Annotated in this window: 22 protein-coding genes and 1 pseudogene; 11 read left to right on the top strand and 12 right to left on the bottom strand. The window is 65.5% G+C overall.

Annotated elements, in window-relative coordinates:
* Positions 1-213 precede the first annotated feature (213 nt).
* The 6 genes from ACVMB0_RS05920 to cobS form a co-directional block, all read right to left on the bottom strand.
* Positions 214-1,314: an LLM class flavin-dependent oxidoreductase gene (locus ACVMB0_RS05920; protein WP_461345604.1), complete on the bottom strand. Its 1,101-nt coding sequence runs from the start codon at positions 1,312-1,314 to the stop codon at positions 214-216.
* A gap of 187 nt (positions 1,315-1,501) precedes the next feature.
* Positions 1,502-2,614, bottom strand: a complete 1,113-nt coding sequence (locus tag ACVMB0_RS05925) for an NADH:flavin oxidoreductase/NADH oxidase (protein ID WP_461345605.1) — start codon at positions 2,612-2,614, stop codon at positions 1,502-1,504.
* A gap of 137 nt (positions 2,615-2,751) precedes the next feature.
* A complete protein-coding gene (locus tag ACVMB0_RS05930) occupies positions 2,752-3,846 on the bottom strand; it encodes an esterase-like activity of phytase family protein (RefSeq protein WP_461345606.1) in 1,095 nt (364 codons plus the stop codon).
* 3 nt (positions 3,847-3,849) lie between these two features.
* The gene (gene cobT, locus ACVMB0_RS05935) at positions 3,850-5,748 is read right to left on the bottom strand and encodes a cobaltochelatase subunit CobT (protein WP_456751723.1); all 1,899 of its coding nucleotides are present in this window, start codon (positions 5,746-5,748) and stop codon (positions 3,850-3,852) included.
* Complete coding sequence (locus ACVMB0_RS05940) at positions 5,745-6,155, bottom strand: GNAT family N-acetyltransferase (protein ID WP_461345607.1); 411 nt, start codon at positions 6,153-6,155, stop codon at positions 5,745-5,747. Before ACVMB0_RS05940 ends, cobT begins: the two co-directional genes overlap by 4 nt.
* Before the next feature lie 3 nt (positions 6,156-6,158).
* Positions 6,159-7,157 carry a cobaltochelatase subunit CobS gene (gene cobS, locus ACVMB0_RS05945; RefSeq protein WP_456751721.1) on the bottom strand — a complete coding sequence of 333 codons (999 nt, stop codon included), beginning with the start codon at positions 7,155-7,157 and terminating at the stop codon, positions 6,159-6,161.
* Positions 7,158-7,454: 297 nt separating this feature from the next.
* Between cobS and ACVMB0_RS05950 the strand changes: the two genes are divergently transcribed.
* Positions 7,455-8,117, top strand: a complete 663-nt coding sequence (locus tag ACVMB0_RS05950) for a DedA family protein (RefSeq protein WP_456751720.1) — start codon at positions 7,455-7,457, stop codon at positions 8,115-8,117.
* 57 nt (positions 8,118-8,174) lie between these two features.
* Here the strand turns inward: ACVMB0_RS05950 and ACVMB0_RS05955 are convergent, their stop codons facing one another.
* Complete coding sequence (locus ACVMB0_RS05955) at positions 8,175-9,398, bottom strand: citrate synthase (RefSeq protein WP_461345608.1); 1,224 nt, start codon at positions 9,396-9,398, stop codon at positions 8,175-8,177.
* Positions 9,399-9,474: 76 nt separating this feature from the next.
* Here ACVMB0_RS05955 and ACVMB0_RS05960 point away from each other — a divergent pair, with 76 nt between their 5' ends.
* Positions 9,475-10,569, top strand: coding sequence for a citrate synthase/methylcitrate synthase (locus tag ACVMB0_RS05960; protein ID WP_461345609.1), 1,095 nt, complete (start codon positions 9,475-9,477; stop codon positions 10,567-10,569).
* 165 nt (positions 10,570-10,734) lie between these two features.
* Here ACVMB0_RS05960 and ACVMB0_RS05965 read toward each other — a convergent pair whose 3' ends face one another.
* On the bottom strand, positions 10,735-11,370 hold the full coding sequence (locus ACVMB0_RS05965) for a J domain-containing protein (protein ID WP_456751717.1): 636 nt from the start codon (positions 11,368-11,370) through the stop codon (positions 10,735-10,737).
* Positions 11,371-11,479: 109 nt separating this feature from the next.
* Between ACVMB0_RS05965 and ACVMB0_RS05970 the strand changes: the two genes are divergently transcribed.
* Entirely contained in the window at positions 11,480-11,755 is a 276-nt protein-coding gene (locus ACVMB0_RS05970; RefSeq protein WP_461345610.1) for a BolA family protein, read from the top strand.
* 122 nt (positions 11,756-11,877) lie between these two features.
* The gene (locus tag ACVMB0_RS05975; RefSeq protein WP_461345611.1) at positions 11,878-12,327 is read left to right on the top strand and encodes a hypothetical protein; all 450 of its coding nucleotides are present in this window, start codon (positions 11,878-11,880) and stop codon (positions 12,325-12,327) included.
* Between the two features lie 127 nt (positions 12,328-12,454).
* On the opposite strand, the gene ACVMB0_RS05980 is transcribed toward ACVMB0_RS05975, so the two are convergent.
* The 4 genes from ACVMB0_RS05980 to ACVMB0_RS05995 all read right to left on the bottom strand — a co-directional run bounded on the left by ACVMB0_RS05980 (position 12,455) and on the right by ACVMB0_RS05995 (position 17,196).
* A complete protein-coding gene (locus tag ACVMB0_RS05980) occupies positions 12,455-13,786 on the bottom strand; it encodes an IS1182 family transposase (RefSeq protein ID WP_461349605.1) in 1,332 nt (443 codons plus the stop codon).
* 213 nt (positions 13,787-13,999) lie between these two features.
* Positions 14,000-15,307, bottom strand: coding sequence for an HlyC/CorC family transporter (locus ACVMB0_RS05985; RefSeq protein ID WP_461345612.1), 1,308 nt, complete (start codon positions 15,305-15,307; stop codon positions 14,000-14,002).
* Between the two features lie 117 nt (positions 15,308-15,424).
* Positions 15,425-16,567: a 3-dehydroquinate synthase gene (gene aroB, locus ACVMB0_RS05990; RefSeq protein WP_461345613.1), complete on the bottom strand. Its 1,143-nt coding sequence runs from the start codon at positions 16,565-16,567 to the stop codon at positions 15,425-15,427.
* Positions 16,564-17,196: a shikimate kinase gene (locus tag ACVMB0_RS05995; protein ID WP_461345614.1), complete on the bottom strand. Its 633-nt coding sequence runs from the start codon at positions 17,194-17,196 to the stop codon at positions 16,564-16,566. Before ACVMB0_RS05995 ends, aroB begins: the two co-directional genes overlap by 4 nt.
* Before the next feature lie 145 nt (positions 17,197-17,341).
* On the opposite strand from ACVMB0_RS05995, the gene ACVMB0_RS06000 reads away from it, so the two are divergent.
* From ACVMB0_RS06000 to ACVMB0_RS06030, 7 genes and pseudogenes are all read left to right on the top strand, one after another.
* Complete coding sequence (locus ACVMB0_RS06000; RefSeq protein ID WP_021081569.1) at positions 17,342-17,488, top strand: hypothetical protein; 147 nt, start codon at positions 17,342-17,344, stop codon at positions 17,486-17,488.
* Positions 17,489-17,504: 16 nt separating this feature from the next.
* Positions 17,505-18,510 (top strand): annotated as a pseudogene (gene xerD, locus ACVMB0_RS06005) (site-specific tyrosine recombinase XerD).
* 279 nt (positions 18,511-18,789) lie between these two features.
* Positions 18,790-19,752, top strand: a complete 963-nt coding sequence (locus ACVMB0_RS06010; protein ID WP_456751710.1) for an acetyl-CoA carboxylase carboxyltransferase subunit alpha — start codon at positions 18,790-18,792, stop codon at positions 19,750-19,752.
* Positions 19,753-19,981: 229 nt separating this feature from the next.
* A complete protein-coding gene (locus ACVMB0_RS06015; RefSeq protein ID WP_461345615.1) occupies positions 19,982-21,448 on the top strand; it encodes a L,D-transpeptidase family protein in 1,467 nt (488 codons plus the stop codon).
* A 402-nt stretch (positions 21,449-21,850) separates the two neighbouring features.
* Positions 21,851-23,005, top strand: coding sequence for an iron-containing alcohol dehydrogenase (locus ACVMB0_RS06020; protein WP_456751708.1), 1,155 nt, complete (start codon positions 21,851-21,853; stop codon positions 23,003-23,005).
* Positions 23,006-23,034: 29 nt separating this feature from the next.
* Positions 23,035-24,585: an AMP-binding protein gene (locus tag ACVMB0_RS06025; RefSeq protein WP_461345616.1), complete on the top strand. Its 1,551-nt coding sequence runs from the start codon at positions 23,035-23,037 to the stop codon at positions 24,583-24,585.
* Between the two features lie 122 nt (positions 24,586-24,707).
* Positions 24,708-25,406 (top strand): DUF2270 domain-containing protein, encoded by a 699-nt coding sequence (locus tag ACVMB0_RS06030; RefSeq protein ID WP_456751706.1) that lies wholly within the window; start codon positions 24,708-24,710, stop codon positions 25,404-25,406.
* The last annotated feature ends 38 nt before the right edge of the window (positions 25,407-25,444 follow it).

Below are 25,444 nucleotides of genomic sequence, written 5' to 3' on the forward strand. Positions count from 1 at the left end.
AATGAATTGCACCGCTGTCAGGCTAGGCCTTTTCGCAGCATCGCGATAGTCGCTCGCCACTCACATGACTGCGACCAGGCGGCGCTTCGCGGTTGCTGCAGGCCGCAGCAACCGTAACGAACCGCGCGACGTATTCCATCTGTGCGCGACGCCGACTGCCCGCCACAACCTGAAGCACGGGGCAGCGTTGCCGCTGCCTCGCATCGCTCAGGTCTACGCCGCGCGGCCGACCGAGGCATCGAGATGCTTCAGCTTCGGCAGCACCTCGTGCTTCAGCAGCCGCAGCGAGTTGTGCCAGGCCTCGGGCTTGTGCTTGTAATCGAAGCCGAACACCAGCAGCACGCCGAAACCGCCGACCTCCCGGTAGATTGTCTCGATCTTCTCGGTAACCGTCGCGGGCGAGCCGACGATCCAGTTGTTGCGGGCGCAATACTCGACCGTGACGTCGCTGTCCGGCACGTCGGGCGAAGCTTTCAGATAATCCTTGAAACCAAAATGACCGAGCAGCGGCAGGAAGTACTCGCTCATCATCCGGCCCATCATGTCGCCGGTCGAGAGCTTCCAGGCCTCCTCATCGGTATCGGCCACGAACACCTCGCGCACCAGCCGCCAGTCCTTGCGGCTCGGCTTGCGGCCGGTCTTGGCGGCGCCGGCTTCCACCGACTCCCAGTGGCTGCCGACATAGGCCGGGTTGAGGTTGAGACTCATCGGGATGAAGCCGCGCTCCCCGGCGAGCTTGAGCGTGTCGGAGTTCTTCGATAGCCCCGCAACGCCGATCGGCGGATGCGGGCCCTGCAACGGCTTGATGTGGGGTTTGAGGAAATCGAACATCGTGTCCGGCTTGGTCACCGTCCAGAACTTGCCCTTGTGGGTCCACGGCCCCGGCTCCGACCACATCTTCAGGATGATCTCGAGCGCCTCGCGGGTCATGTCGCGGTTCTGGCCCGACATGCCGTCGACATTGAACATCGCCCAGTCGCTCGGCAGCCCCGAAGCCGCGACGCCGAAATTGAGCCGACCGTTCGAGAGATGGTCGAGCATCGCGACGCGGTTGGCGAGCTCGGCCGGGTGATGATACGGCAGCAGGAAGCCGCCGGGCCCGATGCGCAGATTCTTGGTCTGCAGCAGCGCCTGCGCCACCAAGAGATCAGGCGACGGGTGCGGCTCCCACGGCGCGGTGTGATGCTCGCCGATCCAGGCTTCCTGATAGCCGAGCTCGTCGAGCCAGCGCAGCGTTTGCAGATCCCAGTCGTGGCCCTCCTTCAATCCGCACTCCGGCGGATGCGACGGCATCGCGAAGTATCCGAGTTCCATGGGTTTCCTCTCTTTGTTCGAAGCGTGTCTTGCGCACGCGCGCAGAGAGTAGCTGCCCCGGCTGCGGCAGGACAATGGCCAGATGAATCACATCGTCATTCCGGGGCAATGCGCAGCATTGAACCCGGAATCTCGAGATTCCGGGTCTGGTGCTGACGCACCATCCCGGAATGACGAGGGAGTAATCCTAGCGCGCCCCGAACGTGGTCTTGCCGAACAGCGCCTTCTGCGTCGAAGGCTGCGAGCGCCAATATTGCGGCGGCGCGCTCACCTCGCCGCCGAGCTCGGCAGCGGCATGCCAGCCCCAGCGCGGGTCGTAGAGCATGCCGCGGGCGAGCGCGACCATGTCGGCCTTGCCGGTGGAGACGATCTCCTCCGCCTGCCTGGCTTCCGTGATCAGGCCGACCGCCATCGTGGTGACGCCGGTCGCCTCCTTCACCGCCTGTGCCGCCGGCACCTGGTAGCCCGGACCGAGCGGAATCTTCTGCAGCGGCGAGACGCCGCCGGACGAGACATCCATCCAGTCGACGCCGCGCTTTTTCAATTCCTTTGCAAATTCGATGGTCTGCGCGAGGTCCCAGGCGCCTTCGACCCAGTCGGTCGCCGACACCCGCATGCCGATCGGCTTGTGATCCGGGAATACGGCGCGCACCGCGTCGAACACTTCCAGCGGGAAGCGCATGCGGTTCTCGAGCGAGCCGCCATAGCGGTCGGTCCGCTTGTTGGCGATCGGCGACAAGAACTGGTGCAGCAGATAACCGTGCGCGCCGTGCAATTCGAGCGCGTCGATGCCGAGGCGGTCGGCGCGCTTCGCCGACGCGACAAAGGCCTCGCGAATGCGCTTCAGACCGGCATCGTCGAGCGCCACCGGCGCCGCCTCGCTCTCCTTGTGCGGGACAGCGGACGGCCCGACCGTCTGCCAGCCGCCCTCGGCGATCGGGATCAGTTGCCCGCCCTCCCAGGGCCGCTGGCTCGAGGCCTTGCGGCCGGCATGCGCGAGCTGCATCGCGACCGCGGCCTTCGAGTGCTTGCGCACCGAGGCCAGGATCGGCTTCAGTGCCGCCTCGTTGGCATCGCTATAGAGGCCGAGGCAACCCGGCGTGATCCGCCCGATATCCTCGACATGGGTGGCCTCGATGCAGAACATCGCGGCGCCCGATAGCGCCAGCATGTTGATGTGGGTGAAGTGCCAATCATTGGCGGAGCCATCGTCGGCCGAATACTGACACATCGGCGAGACCATGATGCGATTGGAGAGCTTGAGGCTGCGCAGTTCGATCGGGGAAAACAGGGCGCTCATGCGGGGACATCCGGGATCGGGTAAAGGGCCCGGCTAAGATAGAGGGCGCGGCCGAGATCACCAACTGTCGGGGACGTCGGGCAGGCTACGACGCAGATCAGCAATGCGATAGCGCCGCCCCTTGGAGGCGCGGCACCTCACTCCAGCAGCGTGAACTGCAGCAGCAGGTTGCGCTGGATCAGCGAGAAATTGTCGTCGGAGATCATGGTCAGCACGGTCTCGCCCTCGTCGGTGACATGGGCGTCGATGCCTTCCATGTTGTCGATCTCGTTGCCGAGATCGGCGTTGAAGATCGCAGGTCCGTCGACCACGGCGCCGGGCGCGATGTCGGACAGCGCGAGGCGGCGGATGCGGATGCCGACGCCGCCGAGCCAGGAGAATTTCCGCTCCAGGATCAACAGATCGCCTGACGGCAGCAACACCGCGTCGCTGATATCGAAATTCTCGGTGCGACGAACGCTGAACTGGCCCGGCGTCCTGCCGCCGACCAGAAAGGCGATCAAATTGCCGCTCGCGTCGAGCCCGCGCTCCGAGAACGCGATCAGCGTGCCTGCTAACGGCTGGGCCTTCGACAAGGCCTTGGGCACGAAGACCAGCGCCTCCAGCCCCTTGTTGTTGGGAAGCTTGCGCGCCGCCGGCGGCAGCGGCACCACCTCGCCGCGCGAGCGGGTAAACCCCTTGGCGAAATCGTAGCGCAGCACCTGGTTGACCCGCTCGAGCCCGACATAGGCAAACGAGCCGTCGAGCGCGAGCGATTCCGAATCGTACCAGCCACGAGTCGCGGTGATCGGCCTGCCGTCGGCACCTAACAGCGGCGCAGCCTCGACATCGTCCAGCCCGGCCATGTCGCGGCCGCGATAGACGATGCGGCCGGTGAACCAGGTCCCCTGGTCGCTGACCGCGATGAAGCGCTCGCCCTTGGCATCGAGCCGCAGCGCGGAGAGGCCGCCGAAGCCGGAGAATGACGAGGTCAGAATAAGACCGCTGCGATATTCCAGCGCGCCGAACTTGACCCGCGCGCGATCGCGGATATCGAACGACGGCAACGGCCGCGCGTTGACTTCGATCGCGACGGGCTCGTCGACGCGATGCCGGCCCGGCCTGCCTGATGGTCCCGGCGTCAGCGGCGGCTGGGTCGCGCTCTGTGCCAAGGCAAGATGCGGCAGCGCGGCGGCCGACAGCCCCGCCGCCACACCTCTCAGGATATGGCGACGGCTAGGGAGTGAGCGCATGTCTCACGAGTGCAGGCGGCGCCGGCTGCCCGGTGCAGGCGCCGAGCCGTGGGTCTCGCTGAACAGCTCGGCGAGCTTTTCGGTGATCGCGCCGCCGAGCTCTTCGGCATCGACGATGGTGACGGCGCGACGATAGTAGCGCGTGACGTCATGACCGATGCCGATCGCGATCAATTCGACCGGCGAGCGGGTCTCGATCTCCTCGATGATGTGGCGCAGATGCCGCTCGAGGTAATTGCCGGGATTGACCGACAGCGTGGAATCGTCCACCGGCGCGCCGTCGGAGATCATCATCAGGATGCGGCGCTGCTCGGGACGCGCAAGCAGACGCTTGTGCGCCCAGTCGAGCGCCTCGCCGTCGATGTTCTCCTTGAGCAGGCCTTCGCGCATCATCAGGCCGAGATTCTTCCGCGCACGACGCCATGGTGCGTCGGCCGATTTGTAGATGATGTGCCTGAGATCGTTGAGGCGGCCGGGATTGGCCGGCTTGCCCGCGGCAAGCCACGCCTCGCGCGACTGCCCGCCCTTCCAGGCGCGGGTGGTGAAGCCCAGAATCTCGACCTTGACGCCACAACGCTCCAGCGTGCGCGCCAGGATGTCGGCGCAGGTGGCGGCAACGGTGATCGGACGGCCGCGCATCGAGCCTGAGTTGTCGAGCAGCAGCGTCACCACGGTGTCGCGGAAGGTCGCCTCCTTCTCATGCATGAAGGACAGCGGGTGATAGGGATCGGTGACGACGCGCGACAGCCGCGCCGGATCGAGGATGCCTTCCTCGAGATCGAAATCCCAGGCGCGGTTCTGCTGCGCCATCAGGCGGCGCTGCAGACGGTTGGCGAGCCGCGCCACGATGCCCTGCAGATGCGCGAGCTGCTTGTCGAGATAGGAGCGCAGCCGCTCCAGCTCGTCGTGGTCGCAGAGATCCTCGGCCGCGATCACCTCGTCGAACTTCGGCGCAAATGCATGATATTCCGGACCGCGCGGCTCGTTCTGACCGCGCGAATTCGGCCGCGTCGCCTCGCCAGGCGTCTCGTCGTCGCCGAGTTCGCCGTCGTCGAACGTATCCGACGTCGAGGCCTGCGCGCTCTCCATCGCGCTTTCGCTCATCTCGTCCGCGGTGGTCTGCGCCTGGTCGGCGCTCATCTCCTGCGCGGCGTCGGAATCGGGCGAGCCCTCGGCGCCGGACTGATCGTTCTCGCCGTCCTGGTTCTCGTCCTGGTCCTCGTCGTCGTCGGAATCCATGTTGCGATCGTCGCCGAGATCGAGCGCCGACAAGAGATCGTGGACGAGGTCGCCGAATCTCGCCTGGTCCTCGGCGAAGCGGCTGAGCTTGTCGAGCCGCGAGCCGATCTTGTCCTCGAGCGTCGGACGCCAGAGATCGACCATCTTCTTGGCGGCCGCGGGCGGCGCCAAGCCGGTGAGGCGCTCGCGCACCAGCATCGCCAGCGCGTCCGACAGCGGCGCATCGGCGCGGTCGGTGATCTCGTCATACTTGCCGCGATGGAAATGATCGTCGAGCATCGCGGTGAGGTTCTTGGCGACACCCGCCATCCGGCGCGAGCCGAGCGCCTCGACGCGCGCCTGCTCGACCGCCTCGAACACACCGCGCGCCTGCGGATTGCCCGGCATCAGCTTGCGATGCACCTTGGGATCATGACAGGCGATCTTGAGCGCGATCGAATCGGCGTGGCCGCGCACGATCGCGGCATCGCGCTTGGTCATCTTGCGCGCCGGCTCCGGCAGCCGCGCCTTGCCGGGCGCGAGCCCGGGACGCTCGGCGGCGAAGGAGACTTCGAGCTCCGGCTTCTTGGCGATCGCCTTCAGGCACGCCGACACCGAGCGCTTGAACGGCTCGGTCGGCGCTTCCTTCGATCCGGGACGGAATTTGATGTTGGAGGTTGTCATAGCGATTTCGTAAACCAGTGGCGCGTGACGCCGCCGGGATACCCCTCAATCGAACCGAACTCTTTATATCCGTTGGCGCGGTAGAAGCCCGGCGCCTGGAAGCTCATCGTATCCAGATAGGATCGCGTCGCTCCGAAGCGCCGCGCCTCGTCTTCAATCGCCTTGATCAGCTTCGCGCCAAAACCCTTGTTGCGAAACTTCTGCTCCATCCAGAACAACTGGATGAACAACACCGCGGTCCAGACCTCGCCGACGATGCCGCCGACGATCTCGTCGCCGTGCCGCAGCGAGATGGCGAAGCGCTTGTACTTCTGCTTCCCCATCTTCTCGTTGTTGTAGCGGAGCAATCCGCCGAGCACCGCCTTCTTCGTCTGTGTGACTGTGCGCTCGACGGAGATGTTCGGCATGGACTAGCTGAGCGCCACGTTGACCGAGGATTCCGCCAGCTCGACGTTGAAGCAGCGCTGGTAGAACTCGGCGACCAGCGGCCGCTCCAGCTCGTCACACTTGTTGAGGAAGGTGACGCGGAACGCGAAGCCGATGTCGTTGAAGATGTCGGCGTTCTCGGCCCAGGTGATCACCGTGCGCGGGCTCATCACCGTCGACAAATCGCCGTTGGCGAACGCATTGCGGGTGAGATCCGCGAGCCGCACCATCTTGTTGACGATGTCGCGGCCTTCCTGGGTGCGATAGTGCTTCGCCTTGGCCAGCACGATCTCCACCTCCTCGTCATGGGCGAGGTAGTTCAGCGTGGTGACGATCGACCAGCGGTCCATCTGGCCCTGGTTGATCTGCTGGGTGCCGTGATAGAGGCCCGAGGTGTCGCCGAGGCCGACCGTGTTGGCGGTCGAGAACAGGCGGAACGCCGGATGCGGCTTGATCACCTTGTTCTGGTCGAGCAGCGTCAGGCGGCCCGAGACTTCCAGCACGCGCTGGATCACGAACATCACGTCCGGGCGGCCGGCGTCGTATTCGTCGAACACCAGCGCGATGTTGTGCTGCAGCGCCCAGGGCAGGATGCCGTCACGGAATTCGGTGACCTGCTTGCCTTCCTTGACCACGATGGCGTCCTTGCCGACCAGATCGATACGGCTGATGTGGCTGTCGAGGTTGACGCGGACGCAGGGCCAGTTGAGGCGGGCCGCAACCTGCTCGATGTGGGTCGACTTGCCGGTGCCGTGATAGCCGGTGACCATCACCCGGCGGTTCTTGGCGAAGCCGGCGAGGATCGCGAGCGTGGTGGCGCGGTCGAAGCGATAGTCCGGATCGGTCTCCGGCACATGCGGGTCGACTTCCGAATAGGCCGGAACTTCCAGATCGCTATCGATCCCGAAGACCTGCCGGACCGACACCTTCATGTCGGGCAAGCCGACGGGTTCTTGTTCTTTGGTCTGGACGGCGGTCGTCATTCATCCTCCGAGGTCCCGGGCATTCCCGAAACCAGATTGTAGGTCATTTGGCTGCGGATGGGGTGCTACGCACAAGCCTAGCAGAGAGCAACGGCTGGCAGAAGCCCGCGGGCAAATCAAAGTTTCATTGGTCTATCATAAAGATAGGAACGAAACTCGATTTTTGGAAGGCTGCCCTGCAAATCCCGCCGTACTTTCGCCGCAGCGCCACGGCGGCCTGCCCGGCCGGGCACTTTTCAGCCCGGCGGGGAGTTGTTAGCTCTCGAAGCCGTTTTATCACCGCCGCATGGGATTTTTGTGACTTCATTCCTTGACCCCCTGATCGCCTTCGTCTCGGCCCATGCCTGGCTCGCCTATCTGACGCTGTTTCTGGCCGCCCTGCTGGAAGCTGTCCCGGTGGTCGGCTCGCTGGTGCCAGGTTCGACCATCATCCTGGCGCTGAGCGCGCTGGTGCCGGGCGGCGAATTGAAGCTGGTGCCAGTTCTGGCCGCCGCGGCCTGCGGCGCCATGCTCGGCGACGGCACCGCCTATCTGATCGGCTACCGCAGCCAGCGCGAGATCCTCTCCGCCTGGCCGCTCTCCAACTATCCGCGGGTGGTCGCGCAGAGCGAAGCCTTCTTCAACCGCTGGGGGGTGCTCGCGGTTTTCTTCGCCCGGTTCGTGCCGCCGATTCGCGCCTTCGTGCCGATCACCGCCGGCGCGCTCGACATGCCGCCTCAGCGCTTCTACGCGGTCAACATCCCCGCAATCCTGCTCTGGGCGCCGGCGCATGTGCTGCCCGGCGTGCTCGCGGTCACTGCGCTGCACGACTATGCCGGCCTGCCGCATCATCAACATGTCGGCAAGCATCTCTGGATGTTTGCGGTCGCGGGCGGCGCGGTCATCCTGGCGCTTGCGATCTGGACCATTCGCCGCCGCCACGGCGGCGGCCTGATCGAACCGTCCAAGCCGGCAGAATAGCTTTTATTTGAGCATGATCTGCTCGGAAAACCGGCCTCCACTTTTCCGGATCATGCTCTAGATACTATTGATCGAAGCGGCCCGCCCGGGTGCCGGTCCGACATAGCGCGCGCGGGGCCTGATCAGCTTGCCGAGTTGAAGCTGCTCGCTGGCATGCGCAATCCAGCCGACACTGCGGGCCATCGCAAACAGCGCGAGCTCGCTGCCTGCGGGCATCCGCAGCGCATGCACCAGTACCGCCAGCGCATAGTCGATGTTGACGAATTCGCCAGTCGCCTCCGCGATCCGCTCCGGCACCTCCCTGGTGAATTTGCGCGGCGCGCCGGCCCGCGTCAGCGCTTCGAGCAGCGAGATCGCGCGCGGATCGCCCTTCTTGTAGACGCCGTGTCCGAAGCCGGCGAAGCGCTCGCCGAGCGCGACCCGCTCGCGAACCACCGGCGCGACGTCATCGTCGATCATCGTCCTGACCAGGCGCGAGGCGAGCACGCCGGCGCCGCCATGCATCGGCCCCTTCAGCGCAACGAGACCTGCGATCACGGCGTCATATAGATTGAGTCCGGTCGACGCCGCGCAGCGCGCGGTGAAGGTCGAGGCATTCAATTCGTGATCGGCGAGCAGCACCAGCGCGCGGCGAATCAGATCCGGTGCGTGCTTGTTGTCGGGCGTCCAGACCCGCGCCACCTGCTGGTGCAGCGGCTCGGCCGATGGCGAAGCGTTCAGCATGGTCGCGACCAAGAGCCGCAAAATGCGGCCGCCGACCATGGCGCGGCCGTCGGGCGCGCGGGTGAAGGCGCCGGGATCGGCACTTGCCGCCAGCGCCAACACCGCGACCGTGCGGTCGATCGGCTGGGCGCGCCGCGCGGCCTCAGCGATCGCGCGCATCTCGTCCGAGACATGCGGACAATTGTCCGAGGCAAACGGATCGACGTCGGTGACATCCCAGAGCAGCGTCGCGGTGTGCTCCAGCGTATCCCGCTCGGCAAGATCGACGCAGTTCACGCCGCGATAGATCGGGCCCTGCTCGGTGATGGTCGCGATTGCCGAATCCATCACCGGCAAATCGGCATCGAAATTGCGAAAGCCGCGCGGCTCCGGCGACGGCACGCGGCGTCCCTTCAGGCCCCTGATGTCCTCGGCGCGGTAGCGGTGGCTGCGCGAATCCGGCGACGGCTCGGAGCGGATCAGGCCACGGCTGACATAGGCGTAGAGGGTCGCCGGCGAGATCGCGAGCTCGGCGGCGGCCTCGCGGGCGGAGAGGTAGAGCTCGGCGGATTTTTTCATATTGATTTATATAATCAAGATTGATCAACTCGTCGAGAGGCCCGACCTTCGAGGCGTGAAGCAAGGAGATCGGGTCATGAACATGATTGTCACCAAGAGCCAGATCGGTCTGGACGGCGTTCCGGCCGCCGAGACCGTGTTGAGCCATGTCGACGGCGAGCGCGGCGAATTGATCATCGCCGGCGAGCACGTCGCGAGCCTCGCCGGCACGTCGAGCTTCGAGGCCGTCACGGCGCGGCTGTGGAACGGCGCCACCGGCAAGTCGCTGAGCGAGGCCAATGTCCGCTCAAGTCTCGGCGCCGCCCGCGAACGCGCATTCGCTCGCCTGCCGGACCTGCTGCCGGCAACCCGCGGCATGTCTGTTGTCGACGGCTTCCGTGCCGCGATCGCCGGCCTGCGCGGCGAGAACGGGCTGGAGCACGAGGCGACCATTGTCGGCGCCTTCCCGGTGATCGCGGGTGCGCTGGTGCAGCAAGCCAAGGGACACGCCCCGATCGCGCCCGATCCGAATGTCAGCCACGCCGCCGACACGCTGCACATGCTGCTGGGCCGCAAGGCCGCGCCGCGCGAGATCACAGCCCTCGACGCCTATCTCGTCACGGTCTGCGATCACGGCATGAATGCGTCGACCTTCACGACACGGGTGATCGCATCGACCCAGGCCGATCTGTTCGCGGCCATCACCGGCGGCTATTGCGCGCTGACCGGCCCGCTGCATGGCGGCGCGCCGGAGCCGGTACTGGAGATGCTGGATGCGATCGGCACACGCGAGCGAATCAAGCCCTGGGTCGACGGCGCGCTGGCGCATGGCGAACGGCTGATGGGCTTCGGCCATCGCGTCTACCGCGTGCGCGACCCGCGCGCCGATGTGCTGAAGGTCGCGATCGAACGCCTGGAGGCCAACGGCGCCGACCTGCCGTTTGCAGCAGAGGTCGAGGCCTATATCCGCGAGGCGCTGCGGAAGAAGAATCCGCAGCGGCCGCTCGAGACCAATGTCGAGTTCTTCACCGCGATCCTGCTCGACGGGCTGGAAATCCCGCGGCAGGCCTTCACGCCGATCTTCGCGGTGGCCCGCGCCGCCGGCTGGACCGCGCACGCGCTGGAGCAGCGCCGCACCGGCCGCCTGATCCGGCCGAGTTCGTCCTATGTCGGGGCGGTGCCGAAGGGCTGAGAGCCAACCGCGAACCGTAGCCCGGATGGAGCGCAGCGAAATCCGGGAGCGGTGTGACCGCGGTTAGAGGGGGCCCGGATTACGCTTCGCTTCATCCGGGCTACAAAACCGCACCGTTGGACGTCGGCGGAGCCACCCACTCACAGGGGCGGCGACGGTGATGGCTTACGCCTCGCGCACCACGGTCTTCAGATAATTATACGCCTTGATGATCTCGATCAGGCGATCCTCGGTGGAGCGGTCGCCGCCATTGGCGTCGGGGTGGTGCTGCTTGACCAGCGCCTTGTACTTCGACTTGACGTCGTCCAGCGTCGCGCCGGCACCGAGCCCCATCACCATCAGTGCCTTGCGCTCGGCGTTCATGACCTTGCGGGTCTCGGGCTTGGGCTCCGCGCCGCCCGGGCCGGGCCGCCAACGGCCGCGGCCGTTGAGCTCGGAGAACACGTGGAACGGATCGGAGGCGGCATCGAGACCGCTCTCCTTCTTGCCGTTGTTGGCGCCCATCTTCCAGGTCGGCCGATGACCGGTCAGCGCGTCCTTCTGGTAGCGCGCGACGTCGTCAGGATTCATGCCCTGGAAGAAGTTGTAGGACTGGTTGTATTCGCGGACGTGGTCGAGACAGAAGTGCCAATACTCGCGCGAATTCTCGCGGCCCTTCGGGGCGCGGTGCGCACCCTTGTTCTGGCAACCCGCCCACTCGCAGGTCACGGCCTGCTCGCCGGCCTGCGCCTGGCGCTTCGCACTCACCTTGGTCGGTTTGATGCGAATGGAGTCGAAGAATTTTGATGAATCGATCGGCATGTTCTCTTTGACTACGCAATGCACAAATCTTCAAGTCTTGACATTGCGCAGACCTCGTTTCCCGCTAGCACCATTGACGAAAAGCCGTCGCGAACCTAACTCCGCCGCCATGAGCACCAAAGACGCTATCATAAACAAGTTGCGTGAAGCTTTCTTGCCGGAAAGCCTCGACGTCGCCGATGAGTCACATCTGCATGAAGGCCACGCCGGCCACAGGCCAGGCGGGGAGACGCATTTCAGGGTATATATTGTGTCTCCGGCCTTCGAAGGGAAGAGCCGGATCGAACGCCATCGCATGATAAATGCGACGCTGGCGCCGGAACTCGCCGGCTCGGTGCATGCGCTGGCGATCCATGCCCACGGCCCCGGGGAAAAGCCGCGCTAGCTCGCGCTTGCCGCAAGACGAAGCAGCGGTTTTCCGTTATGAGGATGATACCTCCGGCGATGGACCTGTTCCGGATGCGAGCAGGGAAACTACGGGTCGCCACGCATGCTATGGGGCCGTTGATGATCCCTTGCTGGCCACGTCTCCGCTCGATCGTCACCGCTGCCGGCCTGCTCCTGATCTGTGCGATGCGCCCGGCCTCGGCGCTGGATATGCCGAGCCCGTTCGTCCAGGAGGTGCTGATCAAGAGCATCCTGGTGTCGCTCAACGATGCGGTGGCCGCCAACAACTTCACCGTATTCCACGCCAAGATATCGAAACCGTTCCGCGACCAGTTTTCGCCGGACAAGCTGAAGACCATCTTCAAGGACCTGGTCGACAAGCACGCGGTGTTCGACGCCGTGGTCGCCAAGCCGGTCACGCTCGATGAGGACGCCAAGATCGACGACAAGGGCGTGTTGCGGCTGAAGGGCCATTTCGACACCACGCCCAAGCAGGTGAAGTACCAGCTCGGCTTCATCCCCTCCGACGGCGCGTGGAAGCTGTCGGGCATCTCGATTGATATCGAGTAGCCTCCGGGGCAATCGCCAAACCGTCATCCTGAGAGCTTGTGACGGATTCGGCTCCTGCGGAGTTTTTGGCGGCTGTTCGTCGCAGCAATTGGCAGGTTTGAGTTCGAGTTCGGCGATGACCCGTTGTTTAGGCTCTGGAGAGGCGGTTGCCTTGCAGGATGCTGTTCGCGAGGGCGTACCAGAGCACGACGGCACGGACCTTTTCGATGCCGCGCACGGTCAATTGCCGCAGGTCCCAATTGCGCCAGCGGGCATGGATGCACTCGCAGATCGACCGGGACCTGTATCGGGCCTTGCCCTCTTCGCTCGCCATTCGCGCACGCCAGGCCAACACCCCCGGACCGTCGCCGCGCCGCGGTAGATAGGGATCGGTACCGTGCTTGGATTGAGTGGGCGGACAAAAGATATCGATGCCCTCGGCATAGGCCCATTCGATGTCCTCGGCACTGCCAAAGCCGCCATCGACGAGATGGTCCTTGGGCAACCCTCCGGGCCGCGCACGCTGCCGCTCCAGCATGGGGCGCATCAGGCCGCGATCGGATCCGATGTTGCAAATTCTGGTGTCGACGACGATCTGCTCCCCGGCCACGCTCGTCACCTGCACGTTGTAGGCGGGGCGGAAGCCGCCGTTCGCCATCTTCATGACCCGTGCATAGGCGTCCGTCGTGGAGGCCCGCGGCTCCTTCGGCGTCTTGCCGTTGCCGCGACTTTCTTCGCGCTCCTTGCGCTGCTGCTTGATCTCGGCGAGCGCCGTCTGCGCCGCCTTCACCCGCGCGCTGCGTTCCCGCGCGGCCCGCTCCTTGGCTGCCCGGGCACGCTTATTGCTGGCGTCCGAGCGTGTGTCGACCTCGCGCTTGAGGTCTTCCACCACGGCCTCAGCCTGCGCCAAATGCTTATCCAGCGTCGCCTCGCGCCGGAACGAGGCCGCCCCGGCGCTGGCCCGGACCCGCATGCCATCCTGCGCCAAGGTCTCCAGATCGACGAGACCGGCCTTTGCCAACGCTGCCAGATGCTCACTGAGCAGTCGGTCAAGCAGATCGGCGTTGCCGACCCGGAAGTCCGCCAGCAGGTGATAGTTCACCGACACCCCGCCGCACAGCCAGCGATAGGCATCGTGGCTCTCGCACAGCCGCTCCAACGCCCGCGCGCTGCCAACGCCTTCGCTGGCGGCATAGAGCCACAGCGCCAGCAAAAGCCGGGGCGAGGTCGCGGGGTGACCGGGACGATCGCCGCGAGCCTTGATCCGGTCCTCCAACTCACTCAGATCAAGCTCTTCGACATAAGACCAAATCAGCCGCACCGGATGGTCTTCCCCGATCAGGCTCTCAATATCAACCGCTCGCAGCGCAATCTGGTCGCGCTGGGGCTCACGCAGCCGCGGAGCGCCGGGCAAGCCCGCTTCGGCTGGTGGCTTCGCCTGCTCCGGCAGGTCCCCAAACAACTCATCGGCAGCCAACATCACCTCCCGCGAATCCATCATCGCCAGAGAATCACACCGCGCCGGCTTTCGGCTATAATGCTCGCTGAAACCCCAAAAAAATCACACCCTCTGAGGTGCGAGCGGAGCGAGCCTCGAAGGATGCACGGCCACCAGCCGGGCCGTCGACCCTTCGAGACGCCGCTGCGCGGCTGCTCAGGGTGACGGAGAGAGGCTTGCGTGTGCTGTGCCCGCCTAGAACGCTGTCCCTGCCCGCTTCGGCTTCTTCTCCTCCAGCTCGGCCTCGCGCGGCACGGCTGTGATGCGCAGCGCGGTGATGCGGTTGCGCTCGCGGCGGAGCACGCGGAAACGGAAGCCGTGGAAGGTGAAGCTCTGGCCGCGCTCGGGGATCGAGCGCGCCTCGTGGATCACGAGGCCGGCGACCGTGGTCGCCTCCTCGTCCGGCAGGCGCCAGTCCATCGCGCGGTTGAGGTCGCGGATCGGCACCGAGCCGTCGACCACGACCGAGCCGTCCGGCTGGGCGCGGACACCGGCGACGACGACGTCGTGCTCGTCGGAGATGTCGCCGACGATCTCCTCCAGGATGTCCTCCAGCGTCACCATGCCTTCGACCTCGCCATACTCGTCGACCACGAGGGCGAAGTGGGTCTTGCGGCGGCGGAACGCCTTCAACTGCTCGGAGACCGGGCGCATCTCCGGCACGAACCAGGGCGGCAGCGCGATCGCCGAGGCATCGATCGCGGACATGTCGCCCTCATTGGCGCGGATCGCGCGCAGCAGGTCCTTGGCGTGCAACACACCGACGATGTTCTCGGGCTTCTCCCGCCACAGCGGGATGCGGGTATATTCGCTGGCCAGCACCTCGCGCACCAGCTCCTCGGGCGGCAGGTCGGCGTTGACCATGGTCATCTCGGTGCGATGGACCATCACGTCGGAGACCTGCAACTCGCTGAGGTCCAGCAAACCTCCGAGCATGTCGCGGTCCTGCTTCTCGACCTTGCCCTCGTGATGCAAGAGATCGACCGCGCCGCGCAGACGTTCGGTCGGCGACAGCACCGCCTGATGCGCGCCGACCTTGATGCCGAGCAGCTTCATCAGCGCCAGCACGATGGCCTCGATGATGGTGAGCAACGGCCCCAGCACGAAGATCGTCAGCCGCATCGGCCGCGCGACCAAGAGCGAGATGCGGTCGGGCGCGTTGATCGCGATGGTCTTGGGCAGCACCTCGGCGAATACCACGACCATTACAGTCATCACAGCGGTGGCATAGAGCACGCCGACATCGCCGAACCAGGCGGTGAACACGCCCGTTGCCAGCGCCGAGGCGCCGATATTGGCAATGTTGTTGCCGAGCAGCAGCGCGCCGATCATCCGCTCGCGCATGTTGAACAGTTTCGAGACCACTCCGGCATCGGTGTTGCCCTGCTTCGACAGCCGCAGCATGCTGGCGCGCGAGGCGCCGGTCAGCGCCGTCTCACTCGCCGCGAAGAACGCCGAGATCAAGAGACAGAGCAACACGATCGAGAAGGTCAACCATCCCACTGAAATGATCCGTGGCTAGAGCATGATCCGGAAAAGTGTGCAGCGCTTTTCCGAAAAGATCATGCTCGAATCAAACAGACAGAGCGGGGTGACGATTCGAAGAAGAGTCATCCCGCTCTAGGCCTTGAGCTTGGCTTGCAGGAAGTCGCGCACCGGCTGCGGCTCGACATTGTTGGCAATCACGGCGCGGCCGACCGCTTCCAGCAGAATGAAAGTGAGCTTGCCGCGCTTGACCTTCTTGTCCTGCGCCATCAGCGCCAGCAATGCGTCGGCATCGGCAAGGCCTTCCTGCGTGAAGCCTGCGATGTCCTGCAGGTGTGTCGGCAATCCTACCGCGGAAAGATGACGCGCGATGCGGGCCGCATCGTCGGGCGAAATCATGCCGAGCTGCGCCGAGAATTCCGCCGCCAGCACCATGCCGACCGAAACGCCCTCGCCGTGGAACAGGCGGTCCGAGAAGCCGGTCGCGGCTTCCAGCGCATGGCCGAAAGTGTGGCCGAGATTGAGCAGCGCACGTTCGCCGGTCTCGCGCTCGTCGCGGGAGACGACGCCGGCCTTGGCGCGGCAGGAGGTGGCGATCGCGTGCTCGCGCCCGGCGCCGCCCGCGAAGATGTCGGCGTGATTCTTCTCCAGCCAGGCGAAGAACGCTTCGTCGCCGAGGATGCCGTATTTCGCGACCTCGGCGTAGCCGGCGCGGAACTGGCGCGGCGACAGCGTATCGAGCACCGAGGTGTCGGCGATGACCAGCACCGGCTGATGGAAGGCACCGATCAAATTCTTGCCCTGCGGCGAGTTGATGCCGGTCTTGCCGCCGACCGAGGAATCGACCTGCGCCAGCAGCGAGGTCGGCACCTGCACGAAATCGACGCCGCGGCGCAGGATCGCGGCCGCGAAGCCGGCAAGATCGCCGACCACGCCGCCGCCCAGCGCGATCACCAGATCGTTGCGCTCGATCTTCGCCGCGATCAGCGCCTCGCTGACCTGCGTCAGCGTCGCGTAGCTCTTCGAGCCCTCGCCCTCCTCGACGACGATCCGCGATGTCGGCACGCCCGCGGCCTTAAGCGACGCTTCGGTCGGCTCCAGCCAGTGCTTGGCGACGGTGCGGTCGGTGACAATAGCGGTGCGCACGCCGGGCCGCAGCGCCGCGACGCGTTCGCCGAGCGAGGCCAGCACGTCGCGGCCGATGACGATGTCATAGGCACGGTCGCCGAGCGCGACGTCGACGGTAACGGAGGCGGAGTGTTTCAAGGGCGCAGTCATGAGGTGGCGTTCAATCCATCAGGTGGCGGCCCGCCGGCCGGACGCACGCCGCACAGATGCGCATGCAGGGCCGCGAGGCATTCGTCGACGATGCGATCGTGCGGCACGTCGCGCGAGGCAATCGTCAGGTCGGCATTCCTGTAGACCGGCTCGCGCTCGCTGAGCAGCCGGTTGACGGTCGCTTCCGGGTCGGCGGTCTGCAGCAGCGGACGGTCGGCGCGGCGGCGGACCCGGCGCATGATGATATCACTGTCGGCCTTGAGCCAGATCGAGATCGCGCGGTCGCGGATCCGGTTGCGGGTCTCATCGCGCATGAAGGCGCCGCCGCCGGTGGCCAGTACGACCGGGCCGCTGTCGAGGATGCGGGCGATCACCCGCGCCTCGCCGTCGCGGAAATAGGGCTCGCCATGGGTTTCGAAGATCTCCGGGATCGTCATGCGGGCCGCCGCCTCGATCTCGGTGTCGGCATCGGCAAAGGGCAGCTTGAGCCGCGCCGCCATCCGCCGGCCGATGGTCGACTTGCCGGCCCCCATCATGCCGACCAGCACGATCGACCGCAGCCCCAGCGCGGCCGCGATATCGGCCTCCAGGGTCGGGTGGGTGGGCGCCGGTACGGCTGCGTCGGACATCAAAAAGCTCGGATATTGGGACGAATTGTTTGGAATTCGAGCCACCTATACTACCCCCGGCGATACCGTTACCAGCGACTCTTGCAACCGCGCGGGGAACATGTTGGATGATTTCATTGGTTAATTCGCCGCCCGAGTCGCCTCTATGCCCAGCCTGTTCCGCTTCCTGACGGTCGTCGCCGTGATTTTCGGGATCGGGTACGGCATCGTCTTCGCGCTGGCGAATTTCGTGCAGCCGAAACCGCGGGAAATGACCGTGACCATTCCGCCGGATAAGTTCCTCAAGAAATAGCCGCTATGATTTCGGCATGCCCGTAGCAGCCAAGATTCCCGCCAAGCCCCAAGCCGGGACACCCGCCAAGTCCTCCGACGCCAAACTGACCGCGTTGTTCCTCGATATGCTCGCCGCGGAACAGGGCGCAGGCCGCAACACGCTCGACGCCTACCGGCGCGACCTCACCGATTTCTCCGGTTACCTCGCCCATGCCGGCGCCGATTTCAGCACTGCCGACACCGAGGCGCTGCGCGGCTACCTCGCTGACCTCGATACCAGGGGCTTCAAGTCGACCAGCGTGGCGCGGCGGCTGTCGGCGATGCGGCATCTCTACCGCTTCCTGCTCAACGAGCAGGTCCGAACCGACGATCCGGCGGCGATCCTGTCCGGGCCGAAGCGCGGCCGCGGCCTGCCCAAGGTGCTGTCGATCGCCGACGTCGACCGCATGCTGACCCGTGCCAAGGAACTGACCCGGACCGATGTCTCGCCGGCGCAGCGGCTGCGCGCGCTGCGGCTGTATTGCCTGCTCGAAGTGCTCTACGCCACCGGCCTGCGCGTCTCCGAGCTGGTGTCGCTGCCGGTCTCCGCGGCGCGGCGCGATGCGCGGATGATCGTGGTGCGCGGGCAAGGGCAACAAGGAGCGGCTGGTGCCGCTGAACGAGGCCTCGCGCCAGGCGATGGCGGACTACCTCGCCGCGTTGGAGGTGATGCAGCCGAAGGCGAAGAAGGCAGCAGCATCGAAATGGCTGTTTCCGTCCTCCGGCGAGAGCGGCCATTTGACCCGGCAGCATTTTGCCCGCGACCTGAAGGAGCTCGCGGCGGCTTCCGGCCTTGCGCCCCGGCTGGTCTCCCCGCACGTGCTGCGTCATGCGTTCGCCAGCCATCTGCTGCACAATGGCGCGGATTTGCGCATCGTGCAGACCCTGCTCGGCCATACCGATATCTCGACCACCCAGATCTACACCCATGTGGTCGAGGAGCGGCTGAAGAGCCTGATCCGCGACCTGCATCCGCTGGCGGAAACGCCGCAGGCCCCGTAGCCCGGGTGAAGCGCAGCGCAATCCGGGACAGAGCATCCGTAGCCCGATCTACCCCGGATTACGCTTCGCTCCATCCGGGCTACGAGCGTTGGAGACCTCGATACCTCCACCTGATCCGCCTTGACTTCCGCGCCGTCTCCGCAGAAAGAGCGTGGCCTGCCTGCGATCCCGAAGCGTGCATTCCGCTGAATGCGCGTTAACCGATTGAAGTTACAAAACTTCTCTTGTCACCGCCGAATCCGCTTCGCCCCTCGCATTGTTCCTCCCTATATTGAGTTGATGCCCGACCCGATGCGCAGCTATCTCGACTTCGAAAAACCGGTCGCCGAGCTTGAATCCAAGATCGACGAGTTGCGTACGCTTGCCGCCAGCGGCAGCGACATCGGTGACGAGGTCGCGCGGATCGAGGACAAGGCGGCGCAGGCGCTGACCGACCTCTATGCCAATCTGACACCGTGGCAGAAGACGCTGGTGGCGCGGCATCCGCAGCGGCCGCACTTCACCGATTTCGTCAGTGGCCTGATCACCGAATTCACGCCGATGGCCGGCGACCGCAAATTCGCCGACGACGAGGCGCTGATCGGCGGCTTCGGCCGCTTCCGCGGCGAGAGCATCTGCGTGGTCGGCCAGGAGAAGGGCGCCACCACCGACAGCCGCATCAAGCACAATTTCGGCATGGCGCGTCCCGAAGGCTACCGCAAGGCGGTGCGCCTGATGGAGATGGCCGATCGCTTCGGCATCCCGGTGCTGTCGATCGTCGATTCCGCCGGCGCCTATCCCGGCATCGGCGCGGAGGAGCGGGGCCAGGCCGAGGCGATCGCGCGCTCGACCGACGCCTGCCTGTCACTCGGCGTGCCCAATGTCGCGATCGTCACCGGCGAGGGCATGTCGGGCGGCGCGATCGCGATCACCACCGCCAACCGCGTCCTGATGATGGAGCACGCGATCTACAGCGTGATCTCGCCGGAGGCGGCCTCCTCGATCCTGTGGCGCGACGGCAGCAAGGCGCAGGAAGCCGCCAACAGCATGAAGATCACCGCGCAGGACATGCTGCGCTTCGGCGTGATCGACCAGATCCTCAAGGAGCCCTCCGGCGGCGCGCATCGCGACCCCGCCGCGATGATCGCGACCACCGGCGACGCAATCGCCCAGGCACTCAACGACCTACGAAATCTTGATCCGGACGCGATTCGCAAACAGCGACGCCAAAAGTTCCTCGATATCGGCCGCAAGCTGGGCTGAAGCGCCCAAACGGTCGGATTTTTCGCCCAAATCGACCAATTTTGCCGCAATTGGGCCCCGAGCCGGGTCTTTAACGTTCCTTGAACCATGCCTGCTACCGTGAAGGCTGTCAGCCCCGGTTCAGGTTGCGAGCAGGGGTGGTCGAAGGCTAATATTTTACACAATGGCTTCAGGGCATATTCGCCGTGTTGGGGTCGCGAAAATCGCCCGGTGGGTGTGGAGCTCGGACTTGACTCATCGCACGCTCGTACGCGCGCTTCTGACTTCGGCAGTCCTCGCCGCGGGCGTCATGCTCGCCGGTTGTGACAGCGACCAGATCTCGCTCGCCCAGAACGCCAAGGCCAACCAGCCGGTCCCGCCAAAGCTCGTCGCCGCCATGGCCGAGAAGGACATGGATCTGCAGTCGCCGATCCTGGTCCGCCTGTTCAAGCAGGAGGCCGAGCTCGAGGTCTGGAAGCAGACCCGATCCGGTCAGTTCGCGCTGCTCAAGACCTATCCGATCTGCCGCTGGTCGGGCGACCTCGGCCCCAAGGTCCGCGAAGGCGACCGCCAGGCGCCGGAAGGATTCTATTCCATCAACCCGAGCCAGATGAATCCGCAGTCGGCCTACTATCTCTCGTTCAACACCGGCTATCCCAACGCCTTCGACAAGGCGCTCGGCCGAACCGGCTCGGAGCTGATGGTGCATGGCGACTGCTCGTCGCGCGGCTGCTACGCGATGACCGACGAGCAGATCGCCGAGATCTACTCGCTCGGTCGCGAATCCTTCTTCGGCGGCCAGAAGGCGTTCCAGTTCCAGGCCTATCCATTCCGGATGACGCCGGTGAACATGGCCAAGCATCGCAACAACCCGAACATGCCTTTCTGGAAGATGATCAAGGAAGGCAATGATCATTTCGAGGTGACGAAGCAGGAGCCGAAGGTCGACTTCTGCGAGAAGAAATACGTGTTCGATGCGGTGAAGCCGCCGGATGCGACCCGCGATCCGGTGTTCAACGCGTCGGCGAAGTGCCCGGCCTATGTGATCCCCGAGGAGATCACGAGCGCGGTGCGCGAGAAGCAGCAGCGCGACGACGCCGAGATCGCCAAGCTGGTGTCCAAGGGCACGCCGGTGGCGCGCCTCAACACCGGCATCGACGGCGGCATGAACGCGATCTTCGCCTCCAAGATTCCGGAAGGAAACACCGGCCTGTCCGAAGGTGGTGACAGCCAGGCGCTGGCCTCGATGGCGCTGGCGCGCGCGCCCGGCACGATCCCCGGCACGGTCAATCCGCCGCGGCCCAATCTCGCGGTCCAGCAGGAAGAGCCGGTGGTGGCGACGACCTCCTCGACCGCACCTGCGGCCAACACCCGCGTCGCTTCGGCGAATGCGTCCGACAAGTCCGAAGGCTTCTTCTCGAGCTTTGCCCGCAAGGTCGGCATCGGCGGCGCCACCGCCGACGCCAGCAAGGCGACCGCGCCGGCGCCGGCCGCTGCCACGCCCGCCAAGGCGAAGGTCGCCGAAGCCAAGCCGCAATCGGTGGTTCGCGTCGCCCCGAAGGCGGAGCCGAAGCAAGCCGCCAAGCCCGCGCCGAAGCCGCAGGCGACCGACACCGCAGCCGCCGCACCGGCTCCGACCTCGTCGACCCAGCTCGCCGGCTCCGCACCTGTGGTTCAGACCAACTCGTTCGACACCCGCTTCTCCGCGGTGAAGTAAGCGCGGCCCGGCTTCGGCGCGCTCTGTCTCGCGACATGATCTGTCCGAGCTTCCTTCTGCCTACTCCATGAAGCAGGGCAACTAAACGCAAGACTCGGACGCAATGGGCAGCGAGATTGCGGATCTACGATCCACAAGGCGCGCCACACATTCGATGTCGTCCTGGCGAAAGCCAGGACCCCTTACCCGAGATCTCAATTGCTGCGCGACGCTGCGGCCGCAGTCCCGTTCACCACCGAATGCGGTGGTTATGGGTCCCCTGGCTTACGCCAGGACGACGGCGGTGGATACGGAGCGCCGATTGCGCAACCGAGGAGCCCTGATGACGACCCCGATTTCCTCCGCTAACCTCTCCGCAAAGAACCGCCAGCAAGGCGGACCGGATTGAGGGAGGAGACCCGCGTGCACCAAGGCCGTGTCGTATTCGGCGCCATGGAGGAGGTCGTGTTCGGGCGGCCCGCTTGTGAGGCCATCGTCGAGCAACTGGACCGGCTCGGCGCCGCGCGCGCCTTCCTGATGGTGTCGGGCACGCTGAACCGCGGCACCGATGAGATCGAGAAGATCCGCCGCGCGCTCGGCCCACGCTGCGTCGGCACCTTCGACAGGATGCCGGCACATACGCCGCGCGCCGCTGTCATCGCGGCCACGGAGCAGGCCCGCGCTGCGAAGGCCGATCTGATCGTCACTATCGGCGGCGGCTCGATCACCGACGGCGCCAAGGCGGTGCAGCTCTGCCTTGCCAACGACGTCACCACATCCGACGGCATCGACACGATCCGCACCCGCGGCGGCGTCTCGCCCGAAATGAAGCCGCCCGTCGTGCGCCAGATCAGCGTGCCGACCACGATCGCCGGGGGCGAGTTCTCCTCGATCGCCGGCGTCACCAACGAGGCCAAGCGGCAGAAGGAGATGCTGCGCCATCCGCTGGTGATGCCGCGCGCCACCATCCTCGATCCGGAATTGTCGGTGCACACGCCGGAATGGTTGTTCCTGTCGACCGGTATCCGCGCTGTCGATCATTGCGTCGAGGGCATCTGCTCGCGCGAGGCGCATCCCTATGGCGATGCGCAGGCGCTGAAGGGGCTCGAGATGCTGGCGGCCGGCCTGCCGCGCGTGAAGGCCAATCCGAAGGACATCTCGGCGCGGATGGATTGCCAGATCGGCACCTGGCTCTCGACCGGCCCGCTTGCATCGGGCGTACCGATGGGCGCGAGCCACGGCATCGGCTATGTGCTCGGCGCCGAGTTCGACGTGCCGCATGGCTACACCTCATGCGTGATGCTGCCCGCGGTGATGCGCTGGAACAAGCGCGACAATGCCGACCGTCAGGCGCTGGTCGCCGCCGCGATGGGGCATCCCGGCAAGGACGCCGGCGACGTGCTCGACCGCTTGATCCGCGACCTCGGCATGCCGCGCAGCCTGCGTGAGGTGCACGTCGGCCCCCAACATTTCGATCGCATCGCTGCGGGTGCGATGCGCACGCCCTGGGTGCCACGCAATCCGCGCAAGATCGACGATCCCTCAGAGGTTCGCGAGATTCTGGAGATGGCGGCTTAAGGCAAAGATTGAGGGGGATCTGGAGTTCGATGTACACCGGCAAGCACGCTTACCTGCGCCCGCTGCAGCCCGCCTTCATCATGGCCGGCACCGGCGAGATCGTCACCTATCGCGAACTCGAGGCGCGCAGCAACCGCCTCGCGCACCTGTTCCGCAACCGCGGCATGAAGCGGCTCGATCATTATTCGATCTTCATGGAGAATAACAACCGCTACCTCGAGGCCTGTGGTGCCGGTGAGCGGTCGGGCCTCTATTTCACCTGCGTCAATTCCTTCCTCACGCCGGGCGAGCTCGCCTACATCCTGACCAACAGCCAGTCGCGAATCCTGATCACCTCGAAGCTGAAGCTCGAGATCGCACGCGAGGCACTGAAGGAGTGCCCGCAGGTCGAGCTCTGCATCGTGGTCGACAGCGACAGCGAGAGCGCGCGCATCGTCGGATTGCGCGACGCGACCGCCGGGCTGTCGGCAACGCCGATCGCGGACGAATATGCCGGCACCGCGATGCTGTATTCCTCCGGCACCACGGGCCGTCCCAAGGGCATCGTGCGGCCGCTTCCGGAGCAGCCGCCATCGCAAAACCTGCCGCTGTTCGATTTCCTGACCAAGCTCTGGCACTACCGCGAGGGCATGGTCTACCTGTCGCCGGCGCCGCTCTATCACTCGGCACCGCAGGCCGCGGTCAATCTGACCATCCGAATGGGTGGCACCGTCGTCATCATGGAGAGCTTCGATCCCGAACGGTATCTCCAGCTGGTCGAGCAATGGGGCATCACTCACAGCCAGCTGGTGCCGACGATGTTCTCGCGCATGCTGAAGCTGCCCGAGGAGGTCCGCACCCGTTACGATCTGTCGACGCTCGAGATCGCGATCCATGCCGCCGCGCCCTGCCCGGCGCTGGTCAAGGATGACATGATCAGATGGTGGGGGCCGATCATCCACGAATATTACGGCGCGACCGAAGGCCTCGGCTTCACCGCCTGCAACAGTGAGGAGTGGCTGGCGCATCGCGGCACCGTCGGCAGGGTGCTGCTCGGAGACCTGCACATTCTCGACGAGAACATGAAGCCCTGCCCGAAGGGCACGCCGGGCACCGTGTGGTTCAAGACCGCCACGCCGTTCGAATATTTCAACGATCCGGCCAAGACCAGCGAGGCGCGCTCGGCCGACGGCAGCATGAGCACGGTCGGCGACGTCGGCTATGTCGACGACGACAACTTCCTCTATCTGACCGATCGCGCCACCTTCATGATCATCTCCGGCGGCGTGAATATCTATCCGCAGGAATGCGAAAACCTCCTGATCACCCATCCCAAGGTCGCCGACGCCGCGGTGTTCGGCGTGCCCAATGTCGATCTCGGCGAGGAGGTGAAGGCGGTGGTGCAGCCGGCCGAGGGCATCGCGCCGGGACCGGAGCTCGCCGAGGAGCTGATCGCGTTCTGCGCGAGCTCGCTGTCGCGCCAGAAGGTGCCGCGCTCGGTGGATTTCGAGGCCGAGCTGCCACGGCTGCCGACCGGGAAGCTCTACAAGCGCCTGCTGCGCGATCGCTACTGGGGCAACAAGACCTCGCGGATCGTCTGAGTCTGGCGGCGCGGCGAGCCGGGGCGCGCGGCCGGGAACGGCGGGCGACGTAACAGACTCGCCCGCCGCGCGGATTCGGCGTTATGCTCCGCCATTGCAAGCCAGCTTCGCCGGAGGCCGCCATGCCGTCGCCCCAGCCGCGCGAGCCCCAGCCGGTGCAGGCCGGAAGGCTCGAATTCACTGCCGCCGAGATCGGCGCGCTCGCCCACCTCTATCGCGGCGAAGTCTATCGCAGCACGGTCTGGCGCACCCGCCTCGACAGTTCGACCAACTGGGCGGTGGTCACGACCGGGATCGCGCTGTCGGCGACCTATAGCAACGCGGATGCTTCGCCCCTGCCGATGGTGCTGGTCGGCCTGCTGGTCACCGTCTTCCTGCTGTTCGAAGCAAGGCGCTATCGCTACTTCAATGTGTGGCGCGCCCGGGCACGACTGCTCGAAACTGATTTCTACGCGCCGATGATCCGCGGCGAAGACCCCTCGCCGACTGCGCCATGGACTGAGCTGCTCGCCAACGACTATCGCAAACCGAGCTATCACATCAGCTTTGCGCGTGCGGTCGGCCGGCGGCTGCGCCGGACCTATGGCTGGATCTTCGCGATCCAGGCCATCGCCTATTACGGCAAGCTCGCGATCCATCCGCTACCACTGACCACGATGAGCGCGATCTGGGACCGCGCTTCGATCGGCCCGATACCCGGAGAGATCGTGATCCTGGCCGGAGTCGCGTTCCACGCCAGCTGGGCGCTGTTCGCCTTCGTCACGCAACGCATCGAGGTCGCCGATCGGCGCGCGCGGCACAATCTGATCGCGATGGGGTGAGGCGGCGTGGGCCGCGTTGCCGCCGGCGAGCTTTTCCC

The organism is Bradyrhizobium sp. USDA 4451 (assembly GCF_054822585.1).